14 protein-coding genes are annotated in these 14,030 nt (G+C 72.8%); 6 read left to right on the top strand and 8 right to left on the bottom strand.

What is annotated here, in order from left to right; translation table 11 throughout:
- Positions 1-60 precede the first annotated feature (60 nt).
- Together AC13HU_RS15940 and AC13HU_RS15945 are read right to left on the bottom strand one after the other, a co-directional pair.
- Positions 61-258, bottom strand: coding sequence for a hypothetical protein (locus AC13HU_RS15940; protein WP_483042525.1), 198 nt, complete (start codon positions 256-258; stop codon positions 61-63).
- An 18-nt stretch (positions 259-276) separates the two neighbouring features.
- Positions 277-2,823, bottom strand: coding sequence for an ATP-dependent Clp protease ATP-binding subunit (locus tag AC13HU_RS15945; protein WP_483042526.1), 2,547 nt, complete (start codon positions 2,821-2,823; stop codon positions 277-279).
- 423 nt (positions 2,824-3,246) lie between these two features.
- Between AC13HU_RS15945 and AC13HU_RS15950 the strand changes: the two genes are divergently transcribed.
- Together AC13HU_RS15950 and AC13HU_RS15955 are read left to right on the top strand one after the other, a co-directional pair.
- On the top strand, positions 3,247-3,600 hold the full coding sequence (locus AC13HU_RS15950; protein ID WP_483042527.1) for a hypothetical protein: 354 nt from the start codon (positions 3,247-3,249) through the stop codon (positions 3,598-3,600).
- 95 nt (positions 3,601-3,695) lie between these two features.
- Entirely contained in the window at positions 3,696-4,754 is a 1,059-nt protein-coding gene (locus AC13HU_RS15955) for a YihY/virulence factor BrkB family protein (protein WP_483042528.1), read from the top strand.
- 17 nt (positions 4,755-4,771) lie between these two features.
- Here the strand turns inward: AC13HU_RS15955 and AC13HU_RS15960 are convergent, their stop codons facing one another.
- On the bottom strand, positions 4,772-5,947 hold the full coding sequence (locus AC13HU_RS15960; RefSeq protein ID WP_483042529.1) for a UDP-N-acetylglucosamine--N-acetylmuramyl-(pentapeptide) pyrophosphoryl-undecaprenol N-acetylglucosamine transferase: 1,176 nt from the start codon (positions 5,945-5,947) through the stop codon (positions 4,772-4,774).
- 29 nt (positions 5,948-5,976) lie between these two features.
- Complete coding sequence (locus AC13HU_RS15965) at positions 5,977-6,303, bottom strand: hypothetical protein (RefSeq protein WP_483042530.1); 327 nt, start codon at positions 6,301-6,303, stop codon at positions 5,977-5,979.
- Here AC13HU_RS15965 and bla point away from each other — a divergent pair.
- Complete coding sequence (bla, locus tag AC13HU_RS15970; RefSeq protein ID WP_483042531.1) at positions 6,302-7,264, top strand: class A beta-lactamase; 963 nt, start codon at positions 6,302-6,304, stop codon at positions 7,262-7,264. The two genes, AC13HU_RS15965 and bla, sit on opposite strands and share 2 nt — an antisense overlap.
- A gap of 52 nt (positions 7,265-7,316) precedes the next feature.
- Here the strand turns inward: bla and AC13HU_RS15975 are convergent, their stop codons facing one another.
- Positions 7,317-8,339: a TIGR03620 family F420-dependent LLM class oxidoreductase gene (locus AC13HU_RS15975; protein WP_483042532.1), complete on the bottom strand. Its 1,023-nt coding sequence runs from the start codon at positions 8,337-8,339 to the stop codon at positions 7,317-7,319.
- A 713-nt stretch (positions 8,340-9,052) separates the two neighbouring features.
- On the opposite strand from AC13HU_RS15975, the gene AC13HU_RS15980 reads away from it, so the two are divergent.
- On the top strand, positions 9,053-9,868 hold the full coding sequence (locus AC13HU_RS15980) for a transglycosylase SLT domain-containing protein (protein WP_483042533.1): 816 nt from the start codon (positions 9,053-9,055) through the stop codon (positions 9,866-9,868).
- A gap of 156 nt (positions 9,869-10,024) precedes the next feature.
- Here the strand turns inward: AC13HU_RS15980 and AC13HU_RS15985 are convergent, their stop codons facing one another.
- Complete coding sequence (locus AC13HU_RS15985) at positions 10,025-10,483, bottom strand: GNAT family N-acetyltransferase (RefSeq protein ID WP_483042534.1); 459 nt, start codon at positions 10,481-10,483, stop codon at positions 10,025-10,027.
- A 175-nt stretch (positions 10,484-10,658) separates the two neighbouring features.
- On the opposite strand from AC13HU_RS15985, the gene AC13HU_RS15990 reads away from it, so the two are divergent.
- Complete coding sequence (locus AC13HU_RS15990; protein ID WP_483042535.1) at positions 10,659-10,940, top strand: glutaredoxin domain-containing protein; 282 nt, start codon at positions 10,659-10,661, stop codon at positions 10,938-10,940.
- Positions 10,941-10,980: 40 nt separating this feature from the next.
- On the opposite strand, the gene AC13HU_RS15995 is transcribed toward AC13HU_RS15990, so the two are convergent.
- Both AC13HU_RS15995 and AC13HU_RS16000 read right to left on the bottom strand, forming a co-directional pair.
- The gene (locus tag AC13HU_RS15995; protein WP_483042536.1) at positions 10,981-11,850 is read right to left on the bottom strand and encodes a universal stress protein; all 870 of its coding nucleotides are present in this window, start codon (positions 11,848-11,850) and stop codon (positions 10,981-10,983) included.
- Positions 11,851-11,953: 103 nt separating this feature from the next.
- Positions 11,954-12,637, bottom strand: a complete 684-nt coding sequence (locus AC13HU_RS16000; protein WP_483042537.1) for a helix-turn-helix domain-containing protein — start codon at positions 12,635-12,637, stop codon at positions 11,954-11,956.
- 342 nt (positions 12,638-12,979) lie between these two features.
- On the opposite strand from AC13HU_RS16000, the gene AC13HU_RS16005 reads away from it, so the two are divergent.
- Positions 12,980-14,017 (top strand): MDR family NADP-dependent oxidoreductase, encoded by a 1,038-nt coding sequence (locus tag AC13HU_RS16005; protein WP_483042538.1) that lies wholly within the window; start codon positions 12,980-12,982, stop codon positions 14,015-14,017.
- Positions 14,018-14,030: the final 13 nt, after the last annotated feature.

Genomic DNA, 14,030 nt, shown 5'->3' on the forward strand with positions numbered 1-14,030 from the left:
GCCCGGCGCGCGGGCATGCGCGCCGGGCCACCACGGCCGCCGGGGCGGCCGATGCTCCGCTCAGCCGGAGCCGGGCTCCTCGGACTCGTCGGGCCGCGTGCGCGCGTCGCCCGGGTCCGCGGGCAGGCCGACCTCCTCCCGGTCCACCTCGGTCTGCTCTTCGAGTTCGGCCTCGTCGGGTCGTTCGGGCATGCCGCGCCCGTGTCCCGTGTCCGGGTTCCCCTCGACGGCCTTGTTCGACTTGTGGTGATGTGCCATGGTTGCCTCGCCCCGCTCTCAGGATGCGTCGTCGTCCGCCGTGCCGTCGCCGGCCTGGGCCGTGCCTTCGGCTTCCGCCGGCTTCGGGCGGACCGTGCAGTGCAGCGAGTTGTCCTCGACGTCGGCGACGATGGTGTCGCCCGGGTCCGCCTCGCCGCCGAGCAGCAGGGACGCGATCCGGTTGTCGAGTTCCGACTGGATCGTGCGCCGCAGCGGACGGGCGCCGAACTCCGGCTGGTGGCCGTGCGCGACCAGGAGTTTCTTGGCGGCCTCCGTGACCTCCAGCGTCATGCCCTGCGCGCGCACGCGGTGCTTGCTCAGGTCCAGCAGATGGTCCACGATCCGCGCCAGGTCGTCCTCGGTGAGGCTGTGGAAGAGGATGATGTCGTCGATCCGGTTGAGGAACTCGGGGAGGAACCGCCCCCGCAGGTCGCCCATCAACTCGTCCTTGATCTCGGCCACGTCGCCCTTGTGCGCGATGATGCGCTGGGCGCCGATGTTGGACGTCATGATGATGACGCAGTGCCGGAAGTTGACCGTACGGCCCTGGGAGTCGGTCAGCCGCCCGTCGTCGAGGATCTGCAGCAGCGTGTTGAAGACATCGGGGTGCGCCTTCTCCACCTCGTCGAAGAGCACCACGCTGTACGGCTGCCGGCGCATCTTCTCGGTGAGCTGGCCCGCCTCCTCGTAGCCGACGTATCCGGGCGGGGCGCCGACGAGCCGGGCGACCGTGTGCTTCTCCTGGAACTCGCTCATGTCGAACCGGATCATCCGGTCCTCGTTGCCGAAGAGCAGTTCGGCGAGGGTCTTGGCGAGTTCGGTCTTGCCGACACCGGTGGGCCCCAGGAAGAGGAACGATCCGACCGGGCGGTTGGGGTCGCCCATCCCGGAGCGGTTGCGGCGCACCGCCTCGGAGACCGCCGTGGCCGCCTCGTCCTGGCCCACGATCCGCTCGTGCATGGCGTCTTCGAGCTTGAGCAGCTTGTCCCGCTCGCTGCTGGTGAGCTGGGAGACCGGAATCCCGGTGCGCCGCGAGATGACGTCGGCGATGTCGGAGGTGCTCACCAGCACGACGCCGGTGCGGCCCTCCCCGGTCGCGGCCTGCTCACCCACCACCACGGCGATCCGGCCCTTCACCTCCGCGGCCCGCTCGAAGTTCTCCGCCGCCACGGCCTGGTCCTTCTCCCGGCGCAACTGCGCGATACGGTCCTCACGGTCGGTCGCCTCGCTGGAGGGGCCGGCAGTGCGCAGCCGTACCCGCGCGCCGGTCTGGTCCATCACGTCGATGGCCTTGTCGGGCAGGAACCGGTCGCTGATGTAGCGGTCGGACAGCTCGGCCGCGGCGGCCAGCGCCTCGTCGGTGAAGCGGACCCCGTGGTGCGCCTCGTAGGCGTCGCGCAGGCCCTCCAGGATCTGCACGGTCTCCTCGACGGTCGGCTCCGGGATCATCACCGGCTGGAAACGCCGCTCGAGAGCCGCGTCCTTCTCGACGTACTTGCGGTACTCGTCGATCGTGGTGGCGCCCACCACGTGCAGTTCGCCGCGCGCGAGGGCGGGTTTGAGCATGTTGCCGGCGTCCATCGAGCCCTCGCCGGTGGCGCCGGCGCCGACGACGGTGTGCAGCTCGTCGATGAACAGGATGATGTCGCCGCCGGCCTGCTGGACGTCCTCGATGACCTTCTTCAGCCGCTCCTCGAACTGGCCGCGGTACTGCGCGCCGGCGACCATGGCCGACAGGTCCAGTGCCACCACCCGCTTGCCCTTCAGCGTGCCGGGCACGTCTCCCGCCACGATGCGCTGGGCCAGCCCCTCCACGATGGCGGTCTTGCCGACGCCGGGCTCGCCGATGAGGACGGGGTTGTTCTTGGAGCGCCGCGAGAGGATCTCCACGGTCTGCTCGATCTCGTCGGCCCGGCCCACCACCGGGTCGAGCTTGCCCGCCTTGGCCTCCTGGGTCAGGTCCCGGCCGTACTCGTCGAGTGTCGTCGCCGGCTTCTCGCCGCCGGCCGGCTTCTCGGGGCTGCTGGCGGCCTGGTCCGAGAGGGTGCGCAACCGGTCCACGTCGAACGCGAGGGAACGCAGCAACCGCACCGCGTCGGAGTCGGAGTCGGCGTCGGCCAGCAGCGCGCCGAGGATGTGCTCGGGGCCGATGTAGGACACCCCGGCCGCCTGCGCCTGCGCGTAGGCGGCGCTGAGAATGCGCTTGGCGGCCGGGGTGAGCCCGGGTTCCGCGGCCGGCTCGCCGGTCCCGCGCGGCAGCATCTCGGCGATCTTGCCGGCGAGCGTGTCGGGGTCCACCCCTGCCTGGGAGATCAGGCTCCGCGCCGGATCGACCTTGGTGGCCGCCCACAGCAGGTGCTCGGTGTCGAGGTCCGCGGCATCGTCCTGCTCGGCCCTGCGCGCGGCCGAGTTGATCAGTTCGTGCGCGGACTCGCTCAGCAGTCTTCCGATCGGGACCCGCTGCACCGCCGGGGGCGATGACCCGGGCGACATTCCGAAGAAGCGGTTCAACAGCTCGCTGAACGGATCGGCCGAACCGAACCCGGGACCGAACGACATCGACATGATTACTCCTCCGAAGGAGGGACACCCCTCACTGAAACGCGATACCCGGCAGGCCGCAAGCCGGGCGGAATTCGGGCCGCAGCGCACGCCGTACGGCGTAGGGAAAATGCCTGACGACGAACGGAGTTCCCCGTATCGCCCCAGCTATTCGGCCCGTTCGGCGGGCGGCAGGAATCCCGCTACACCCGATCCGTGATACCCGCAAACGCAGGACGCGAATGCGCTCCGCCCTTTCGTGGCGGGTCACCTGGCGTGGACGGCCCGCCCGGCATAACTTCGTCGAACGCGCCGGGAATCGGCCGCGCCCGACGAAGATCCGCCAAGCCCGATGACGATCTGCCACGCCCGACGAGGATCTGCGACGCCCGACATGAAGCACCTCAAGGTCACGATCGGCCGGCACACACGAGAGGAGCCCGCACGATGACCGATCCGGTCTGGAAGAAGGACCCGGAGGAGCACGACTTCCCGGCGGCCGTCGACTACCTCGAACTGCTCGTTACGCCCGCGCAGGCCCAGGAGACCGTGCGGCGCCTCCAAGCGGCCACCACCACCTCCAAGATGGCCAAGGACATCCTGCGCGCCTCGGGCCTGGAGCTGCTGCCGGCGATGAACCCGCATGTCGCGCATGACATGAAGAAGGCGGTCACCGGCGAGAAGCTGTCGCCGGTACTGCTGATCCGCGGGCAGCCGCTGGTGATCGCCGACGGCTACCATCGGGTCTGCGCCATCCACTACCTCTCGGAGGACCTGGAAGTCCCCTGCCGCCTGGTCTGACCGCCTGGGCAACGGGACTTGGGGGGCGGATGCCCGGCCCGGAGTTCCTGGCGCGCGTTGCCCGGGGGGACTTGGAGGAAGGCAGCGCACGTTTCATGACCTCGTCGTTTGGGGAGCGGCCCGACCCGGACGCCGAGCCGGCCGCAGCCGCCGCAGCTCTCGAAACCGCCGCAGCGGTCGAAGCCCTGGGATCCCTCGAAGCCGTCGAGCAGGCCCAACCGGCCGGATGGGCCCGCCTCTCCGGGCGCACCGGCCTGGACGTCCGGGGCCGGCGGGAGGCGCTGAGCCGGGTGCTGGGCGAGCTGCGGGAGGACAACCTCGGCGACCGGGCCGCCGCGATGACGTACTACGCCGTGCTGTCCATCGTGCCGGCGCTGCTGGTCTTCATCGCCGTACTCGGCGAGATCGGCCCCTCGGCGACGAACCTCCTCATCCGCAACGTCCGCCACCTCGCGCCCGGCCCCGCCCGCGACCTCCTCACCCATGCGCTCACCCACCTCCAGCAGCAGCACGTCGCGGCGGGCACCGTCGGCCTGCTCACCATGCTGTGGTCGGCGTCCGGCTACATCGCCGCCTTCATCCGCGCCATGAACGCCGTCTACGACGTCCCCGAAGGCCGCCCGCTGAAGTTCCTCCTCCCGCTGCGGCTCGGCCTCACGGTGCTCGCGCTGATCCTGATGGCGGTCTTCGCCGCCCTGGTCGTCCTCAGCGGCAGGCTGGCCGGTCGGATCGGCACCGACCTCGGCGCGGGGCACACCGCCACGACGGCGTGGCAGTGGGGCAAGTGGCCACTGACACTGATACTGCTCAGCGTGCTGTTCGCGCTGCTGTACTGGGCCGCCCCCAACGCCCGGCAGCGCTTCCGCTGGGGCACGCTGGGCGGCCTCGTCGCGGTCGTGCTGTGGGTGGTCGCCTCGCTCGGCTTCGAGCTGTACGCCGCCCACTTCGCCTCCTACGACCGCGTCTACGGCAGCCTGGCGGCCGTCATCACCTTCCTGGTCTGGCTGTGGCTGTCCAACCTCGCGATCCTGCTGGGCGCCGAGATCAACGCCGAACTGGACCGGCAGCGCGCCATCGCGGACGGCCACCCCGCCGGCCAGGAGCCGTACATGCCGCTGCGCAGCGCGCACAAACTCCACAGCGACGCGCTCTGACAGCTCCGCGGCCCCGATCAGCCGGATGCGGCGGACAGCACCACGTCCACGAGCCTGTCCGCCGCATCCGGTCGCCCGTGCGTCCGGGCCCGCTCCGCCATCGCCGCCCGCAGGGCGGGGTCGGTCAGGAGCGGGCCGACCGCACTCCGCAGGGCCTGGCCGGTGACCTCGCCGAGCAGCGCGAGCGCGGCCCCGGCGTCGGCCAGGTGGCGGGCGTTGTGTGCCTGCTCGTTCCCGGCCGACGTGGCGAGCGGGACGAACACCGCGGGCTTGCCGAGCGCGGTCAGCTCGGCCAGGGTCCCGGCTCCGCTCCGGGACACCACAACGTCGGCCAAGGCCAGCACGTCCGGCAACTCCGGACCGACGAACCCGGTCAGGTGGTAGCGGCCGGCGAGGACCGGGTCCAACCCGCTGGCGGCCGCCCGGAGTTCGTCCACGTTCGCCGGACCGCACTGGTGGATCACGTTCGCGTGCGCCAGGAGCCAGGGCAGGACTTCACGAACAACACCGTTGATCTGCTGGGCGCCCTGCGCCCCGCCGGTGACGTAGACCGTCGGCAGACGCCGGTCGAACCCGTACAGGCTCAACGCCTCGACCGCCTTGTCCCCGTGGCCGCCCAGTACTTCCGGCCGTACCGGGTTCCCGGTGACGACCGCACGCTCACGCACCTCGGCCGGCAGGAGCGACAGCGAGGACTCCGAGGACACCGCGATCCGCGTCGCCGAACTCGCGAGCTTCCGGTTGGCAAGCCCCAGCCGGACGGTCTGCTCGTGCAGGACCAGCGGGATGCGGCACAGCCGCGCGGCCAGCCCGGCCGGGACCGCGACGTACCCGCCCGTCGCCAGGACCACGTCCGGCTGGAAGGCGGACACGATCGACCGGGCCTGAGCCACGCCGAGCGGCACCCGCGCCATGTCCTTCACGTTCGCGGCGGACAGCATCTTGAGCGGATTCGACGAGCGGCGGATCTTTCCCGTGGCCACCGTCTTGAACGCGATCCCCTCCGCCGGAGCGACACGCGCTTCGAGACCGTCCGCCGTCCCGATCCACAGGACATCCAGCGTGCTGCCCGCGTCCGCGAGGCGGCCTTGCAGGGTATGGATCGCTGTCAGGGCCGGGTAGGTGTGACCGCCAGTGCCTCCGCCCGTCACGAGCAGCCGGAACGAACGCGGGAGCACCGTGGAAGTATTCACCCCCCGCACCCTACTGGCCGCCCAGCCGCTCACGCGGAAGTACGCCGGACGGCAGGCCGCACGCCTGCGGTGCATCGCGTGCCGCCGGGTGCCTCCGGTCTCGCCCACGCACCGGGGTGACCTCCCCCCAAGGGCTCCGTCGGCGGTTTCCGCATCGCGGCCGGGGGCGCCGGAGCGCGGCCGGTCCGGAGTTCGACCTGCCTGGCGCCCTGGTGAACGAGCATGGGCAGACCGTCCTCGCCCTCGCACGCCGACGCGTCAACGCGCGGCGCGGGCCGGGCGGTCCGCGCGACACCGGCGGCGGGGGCCGCCACGTCTTTGACCGGGCCGGCGTGCCCGCCCACAGTGGTGCGCATGCGCGATGCGGATCACCGGACCTGGCGGGCGGCGGGCGTGCTCGCCGCGCTCGCCGCGCTCCTCGCGGGGTGCGGCAGCAGCAGTGACGGCGGCGGCACCCCGCGGGCGGCGCACGTCGCTCCCTCGGGCACGGCCACCTCTCCGGCGGGCACGGCGCGGGACGCCGGGGCGAACAGGTCGCTCGCGAAACTGGAACGGCGCTTCCACGCCCGCGTCGGCCTGTACGCGCTCGATACCGGGTCGGGCCGCAGCGTCGCGTACCAGGCGGACCGGCGGTTCGCGCACTGCTCGACGGTCAAGGTGCTCGCCGCCGGGACGCTGCTGAAGCGGGACAGCGACGCCCAACTCGACCGCGTCGTCACGTACTCGGCGTCGAACCTGGTGACGTACTCGCCGATCACGTCGAAGCACGCCGGCAGCGGCAAGGGCAAGGGCATGACGCTGCGGGCGATCATGACGGCCGCGCTGCGGTACAGCGACAACACCGCCGAGAACCTGATGCTCGATCAGCTCGGCGGTCCCGGCGGGCTACAGGAGGCGGTGCGCGCCATGGGCGACGCCGTCACGAACATCGACCGGCCCGAGCCCGCGCTCAACGACGCCACCCCCGGGGACACCCGCGACACCAGCACCGCCCGTGCGCTCGGCACGGACCTGCGCTCCCTGCTGCTCGGCGACACGCTGCCGGCCGCCCGCCGGGCGCTGCTCACCGACCTGATGGTGCACAACACCACCGGCGACCCGTATGTGAGGGCCGGCGTTCCCTCGGGGTGGAAGGTCGCCGACAAGACGGGCAGCGGGGGTTACGGCACCCGCAACGACATCGCGGTCGTGTGGCCGTCGCACGGCGCGCCCGTCGTCATCAGCGTGCTGACCGATCGCGGGACCCCCGACGCCGGGTCCGCCGACGCGCTGATCGCGGCCGCCACCAGGACCGCGCTCACGGCGCTGGGGCACTGACCCGCGCGCGGACCCGACGCCGCGGCCGGCCCGAAAGCGCCCTGGGCGGAGGTCAATTGACGGCCGTCAGCGCCGGGGCCAGCTCGTCCAGCCGGTCCACGCCGTCCGTGAACTCACCGCCGGGCCGCAGCATGAGCGCCACGTGGTCCGCACCGGCGGCGAGGTGCCGGCGGGCGGCGGCCGCGATCTCGTCGGGGCCGCCGTGGCCGACGAACGCGTCGACCAGGTCGTCACCCGGTTCGCCGCCCGGTTCGCCGCTGCCGGGTCCGGGCAAGCCGAGCCGGGCGGCGGTCGCCGCGTAGGAGGGCCGGCCGAGCAGGGCCGCCACCATCTCCCGGGCGACCGCCCGCGCCCTGTCGTGGTCCCGGTCCGGCACCACGCTCATCCCGACCACCAGCAGCCGGTCCGGGCCGAGCACCTGCCGGGCATGTGCCGTGTACTGCGGCGGCATCCCGGCCGGCAGCGCCCCGTCGGCGATCTCGCCGGCCAGCGCCAGCATCTTCGGCCCGTTCGCGCCGATGATGCGGAGGTAGTCCGCGTCGGGCGCGGGCGGCTGGGTCGGGCCGTCCATACGGTCGAGGTAGTCACGCATCGTGGCCGGCGGACTGCCGAAGTCGCGGCCGGCGGCCACCGCCTGCTGCGGGTACCCGCCCCCGACGCCGAGTACGAACCGCCCGGGATACGCCTCGGCCAGCTGGGCCGCGGCGGCGTGCAGGGTCTGCGGCGACCGGGCCCAGATGTTGGCGATGCTCGTGCCGAGCACCATCCGCCGGGTGGCGGCGAGCAGCATCGCCGACTGGACGAGGGCGTCCTTGCCGCCGACCACCTCGTTGGTCCACGCGGCGCGGTAGCCGGCCCGTTCCAGCCGGTCGGCGGCCTCCCGCTGGACGCCGATGGGCGGCAGGCCGGTGAACGACACCGGGAGCACCACGCCGACCGGTCCGAGCGCCCCGCGCACCGCGGCGACCACGCTTCCGCGCCTGCTCGTCCCCACGGTCCCCACGGTCTCCGCGTCGGCCGCGCCGGCCGCGCCGGCCGTGTTGCCCTCGGTGCGCTCGGTGCGCTCGTCGCCCATGGCGGTCCTCCTCGCAGTCCCGTCGGCCGTCCGGCCGGCCGGTGCTTCCCAGCCTGGGGACGCCGTATGCCCGGTGTCCAATGATCGTTTCGCAACGCGCGTTGCGGCACGCGCAACGCCCCAGGCCACCGCGTCCCGGCAGGGGCGCGACCGGACAGACGACCGGCACCCGGCCGGGCACGGGAGTACGGGACGCACCGGCCACCGCCGTGGGTGGACCGTCTGCGTGCGCCCGAGCCGTGGAGCAGGGCCGCCGAAGCGCACCCACGCGCCGGCTCCGGCCTCGCCGGCTCCGGCCCGCACGCCCCGGGGCGCCGCCGGGCCGCCCTGGGCCTGGCCGGGCCTGACCCGGGCGGCCGTCGAGGCCGTCGCGCACCGTCCGGGCACGGTGACGCATTCGGGATCGCGGGCGTAATTCACCGGCGCCGGACCCCCCGGAAAACGGGGTCGAAATTCGACACCGTGCGCGCATATCCAGGTACTTTTCGTGATCGCCGGGTGCCCCCTGTGTGATCCCCTCGATATAACGCACGTCACAAACTAAGCGCGTTAGTACCCGTTGCGACCGGGTGACGGCGTCGCCATGCGGATACACACGATCGCTTTTCCTCCTCCGAACCCGCCTACGGGTTTGTCCGTAGATGGGGCCTTTGACCGTTGAATCCGGAACCTCTAACAATTCACTGGTCCCCAACGGAAGAGGTAAACCCGCAATGCAGTTCTCCACGGTCACCAAGAAGCTCCCCGGCGTCTCCTCGTTCAACCGGCTGTCGAAGAAGCACAAGGTCACCGCTGTAGGCAGCACTGCCGCAGCCGCGGTCCTGCTCGCGGTCGTGGGCGTGGAAGCGACCGCCGGGGCCGCATCGGCGACCGCGGCGAGCGACGCCACCACCGGGTTCAGCGTCTCCGCCGGTCAGCCGGTAAAGCAGATCAGCACCCAGTCCAGCCTTTTCTCGCAGAAGGCCGCGCCGGATGCCGCGCAGCAGAAGGTCTCCCTGGTCACGGTCGCCGACAAGAGCGCGACCGACACCGCGAAGAAGGCCACCGCCGACAAGAAGGCCGCTGCCGACAAGAAGGCCGCTGCCGACAAGGCAGCCGCGAAGAAGGCCGCCGACCTGAAGGCCGCTGCCGCGAAGGCCAAGGCGAAGGCCGCCGCCACCGCGAAGGCCAAGGCCACCGCGAAGGCGAAGCCCGCCGCGAAGACCTACGCCAACAACCTGGACGGCTGGATACGCCAGTCGCTGGACATCATGCACAAGAAGGGCATCCCCGGCACGTACGAGGGCATCCACCGCAACGTCATGCGCGAGTCGAGTGGTAACCCGAAGGCGATCAACCTGTGGGACATCAACGCCCGCAACGGCATCCCCTCGAAGGGCCTGCTCCAGGTGATCAACCCGACCTTCAACGCCTACCACGTGTCCGGCACGTCCTGGAACATCTACAACCCGGTCTCCAACATCACCGCGGCCTGCAACTACGCCGCCGACAAGTACGGCACCATGGACAACGTGAACTCCGCGTACTGACGATGACGCAGTACCGACGATGACGCGCTGACGCCGGCAGGCACGCGCATCACGCTCGCTCCACGCACGCACGCTCCGAAGGGCGGCGGACCCCACCGGGTCCGCCGCCCTTCGAGCTGCCTGGACGCCGGGCCCCCCGTGGAGCGCGGGCCGCGGTCACAGCTCTCGCTTGAACCCGTGGTGGCTGCGGACGAACCCGAGCGACTCGTAGAAGCGGTGGGCGTCGGCGCGCCGCGCATGGCTGGTCAGCTGGACGAGGCCGCAGCCGCGGGCGCGCGCCCGCTCGATCGCCCAGGTCAGCAGTTCACGGCCGAGCCCGGCCCCGCGCAGATCGGCCCGGACGCGCACCGCCTCGATCAGCGCGCGCTCCTGGCCGCCCCGGGTCAGTCCGGGGATGTAGGTGAGCTGGAGGCAGCCGAGCACCGTCCCGTCGTCCCCTTCGAGCACCGCGATCTCGTTGCGGTCGTCGGTCTCGATGGCCGCGAAGGCCCGCTCATGGCCGTCGGCGACCTCGACGGCGCCGGGGTCCACGACGGCCTCCTCCCCCATCAGGAGAGCCAGCAGGTCAGGGAGGTCGCGCGCGGTCGCGGTACGGAAGGCCACGGCCCTGAGCATGCCAGCCGCGTACCCGATCCGAGTAACGATTTTCCGCACCGCTCCCCGCCTACGGCTCCGGCTCCGGCTCCGGGCGTCGGGTTGCGTGCCGGTATGCGCGGCGGCGGCGCGGCGGACCCGTCACCGGTTGGCAGAGACGGCCACCCGCACCGAGTGGTGCCTCTAGGCTTCCGGCATGGCCGAGTATCCCGATGACGGCGTTGTCGTCTACCACCAGCCCACCTGCGTCTTCTGCTTCAAACTGCTCACGCAACTGCGCTTCACCCGGCTGCGGTACCGGACGGTGAACATCTGGCGCGACCCGGACGCGGCCGCGTTCGTACGGCTGGTCGCCGACGGTAACGAGACGGTGCCGACGGTGACGGTCGCCGGGCACGCGATGGTCAACCCGTCACGCAAGCAGGTGCTCGCGGCCGTCGCCGAGCACGCGCCGCATCTGCTGGCCGAAGGGCGCTGACCCCCGCCGCGGCACCCCGGTCGTCCTTCCCGGCCCGCGCTCACTCGTGCGGGACCACCGCGACCGGGACCATGGCGTGGTGCAGCACCGAGTGGGACGTCGAGCCGAGGTGCGCCGACAGCCGGGTGCCGCGCGGGCGGCGGCCGATGACGAGCAGCGCGGCGTCCGCCGAGGCGGTGAGCAGGTGGCGGTCGGCGGCGCCGACGATGGTCTCGCCGACGACATGGATGCGCGGGTACTTCTCGCGCCACGGCGCCAGCACGTCGGCGAGCGCCCCGGTCTCGTGGGCCTGGAGGGCGGCGCGGGCGTCCGGGTCGGAGTTCGCGGCGCCGAGACCGTACGGCAGGGGCGCGTTCCAGCCGTGCACGACGCGGAGGGTGGCGGAGCGGCGCGCGGCGGCGTCGAAGGCGAACCAGAGGACGCGGTCGTTGGGCCGGGCCAAGTCCAGGCCGAGCACGATCTCGCCGCCGCGCTCCGAGGAGACCGCCCCGGGTGCGCCCTCGGCCCTGACCAGCACCACGGGCACGGGCGCCTGCCCGACGACGGTGAGCGGGACCGAGCCGAGCAGGAACCCGGCGGTGGCGCTCACCCCGCGCGAGCCCAGCACGAGCAGTGCCGCCTCGTCGGCGGCGGCGAACAGCACCGGCAGCGGCTGCCCGACCACCTGGTCGACGCCGACCTCGGCGGTGGGATGCGCGCGCCGCAGGTCGGCGGCGGCGGTGTACGGGGACCAGTCGGCGTTCACCGGGGCCGGGTGCGGGTCGGCGGCGGCGGCCAGGCCGGGCGGCGGGGCGGCGGCGTTCACCAGCCGCAGCGGCACCTGCCGCCGTACGGCCTCGCGTGCCGCCCAGTCCGCGGCGGCCAGGCTCTCGGGAGAACCATCGACTCCGACGGCGACCGTACGACGCATGGCGTCCGCCTCCTTCAGCGCGACTGTCTCCCCATGCGCCTACCCGGTGCGGCACCGGACATGGGTGCGCGTCGGCGGCGCGGGCGCGCCGCCGGCCGGCGGGTCACAGCGCGCCGATCCGCCGCCCGCTGACGCTGCCCGGGCGGATCCGCACCCACAGCGGCAGGTTGCCGCCGGACCACGGCTCCGCCGGGTGGCGCTCGTCGAGGCGGCGGGCCACGACCGGGTCGTCGACGTGCTCGGCGGTACCGGTGACCAGGACGCTCCAGCCCTGGCTGACGTGGTCGTCCACCCGGTCCACCTCGAAGGAGACGGCGGCGCCCGCGTCGGGGGCGGAGGCGCTGCCGGGCGCCGTGCGGTACACGATCGACCGCGTGCCGGCCGGCTGCGCGTCCACCGAGTAGTTGACCGGGAAGACGCCCGGACTCGGCTCGACCGGTAGCGCGATCCGGCCCACTCCGCGACTGCCGAGCCGGTCCCAGCACTCGGGCTCGGTGAGATGGAGCAGGGCGGGGTGCTCGGCCGGTTCACCCTGCCCCGGAGGGGGGTCGCTGCGCCCTTCGAGCAGGTCGTCGTAGGACAGGTGGAGCGCGGCCGCGATCCGGACGAAGCCGCCCGGGTCGAAGTCCACTCCCGCGCTGAGCAGGTGCTGGAGGTAGCGCGGTGCCATGCCCGCCTGCGTCGCGAGAGCGCCTTCGCTCAGCCCCAGTTGGAGCCGGCGTTCGGCGACGCGGCGGGCGAGGACCCGCGGATCGGGCCGCGTCACGGGATCGGCGTTGTCATACATGCCAGGTCCTCCCTCCGGCCGGGACGGGCGCGCGGCAGGGGGGAGGACCGCATCAGCGGCTCTTGCCCGGACCTGCCACGCCGGCGCCGGGGCGTACCTCCAGCCTGGACCTCCCGCCCGGCTTGCGCCATACGGGGGAATATGCGGGGCTTGACCTTGACGTGCGGGTCAGGGGTTAGCGTTCCGGCGCGCTCGTGAATTCGTGCGTTCGTACGTACGCGCCGGCCCGGTTCGTCGTTCGTCAGTTCGTACGACGAACTGGTCGCGGCACGTGACACAGCGACACGAAATGGTCACACCGGGTGCGACGGACCAGGGAAGCACGACGGAGAGGAACAGGCGATGGCAACGGCGACAGGTGGCGGTGCGCGCGAGGTGCGGTTGGCCGAGGTGCCGGACGGGCTGCCCGAGCGGCGGCACTTCACGGTGGTGGAGGGGCCGGTGCCGGCGCCCGGGCCGGGCGAGGTGCTGGTGCGCAACCACCACTTCATGGTCTTCGCCGCGCTGCGCACCCTGATGGGCGGCACGGTCCAGGACGCGCCGCTGCCGTCGCTGCGGGCCGGGGACACGCTCTTCGGCCCGGCGGTCGGGGAGGTGGTGGCCGCGCCGGACGGCGGTGCGCTGCGGCCGGGCACCCCGGTCCTGCACATGCTCGGCTGGCGCGAGTACGCCGTGGTGCCCGCGGAGCAGTGCGTACGGCTGGACCAGGACGGCGCGCTGCCCGACCCGGTCCAGTACCTCAATCAGGGCGTCGTCGCCTACGGGGCGCTGACCCGGCTCGGCGAGGTGCGCGCCGGCGACACCGTGCTGGTCACCGGGGCGGCGGGGGCGGTGGGCACGCTGGCCGGGCAGATCGCGCGGCAGCTGGGTGCCGGGCGGGTGATCGGCAGCACCGGGTCGGCGCAGAAGGCCGAGCGGCTGGTCGCCGAGCTGGGCTACGACGCGGTCGTTCTTCGGGGCTCCGGGCCCGGGTCCTTCGCGCAGCGGCTGGCGGAGGCGGCGCCGGACGGGGTGGACGTCGTGTTCGACAACGTGGGCGGCGAGCAGCTCGCCGCGGCCGTGGGCGCCGCCCGGCGGGGAGCACGGTTCGCGCTGGTCGGGGCGCTGTCCGGGCAGCTGGACGCAAGCGGCGACGGCGCCGGCGCACCCGTCGCCGTCGACGGTTTCCGCCTGATCCTGCAGGGGGTGTCGCTGCGCGGCTACAGCGGCATCGACCACCAGGACGTGGCCCCGGAGTGGACCGACCGCTTCGGGGAGTGGCTGCGCGCGGGCCGCATCCAGTTCCCGCACACCCGGATCGCGGGCATCGAACGGGCGCCGCAGGCGTTGGAGGACTTGGTACGCGGGCGCCATTTCGGCACGGTGGTCGTGGACGCTTGAGGCAGGTCGGGGC

Source organism: Streptomyces sp. NH27, from assembly GCF_056859195.1.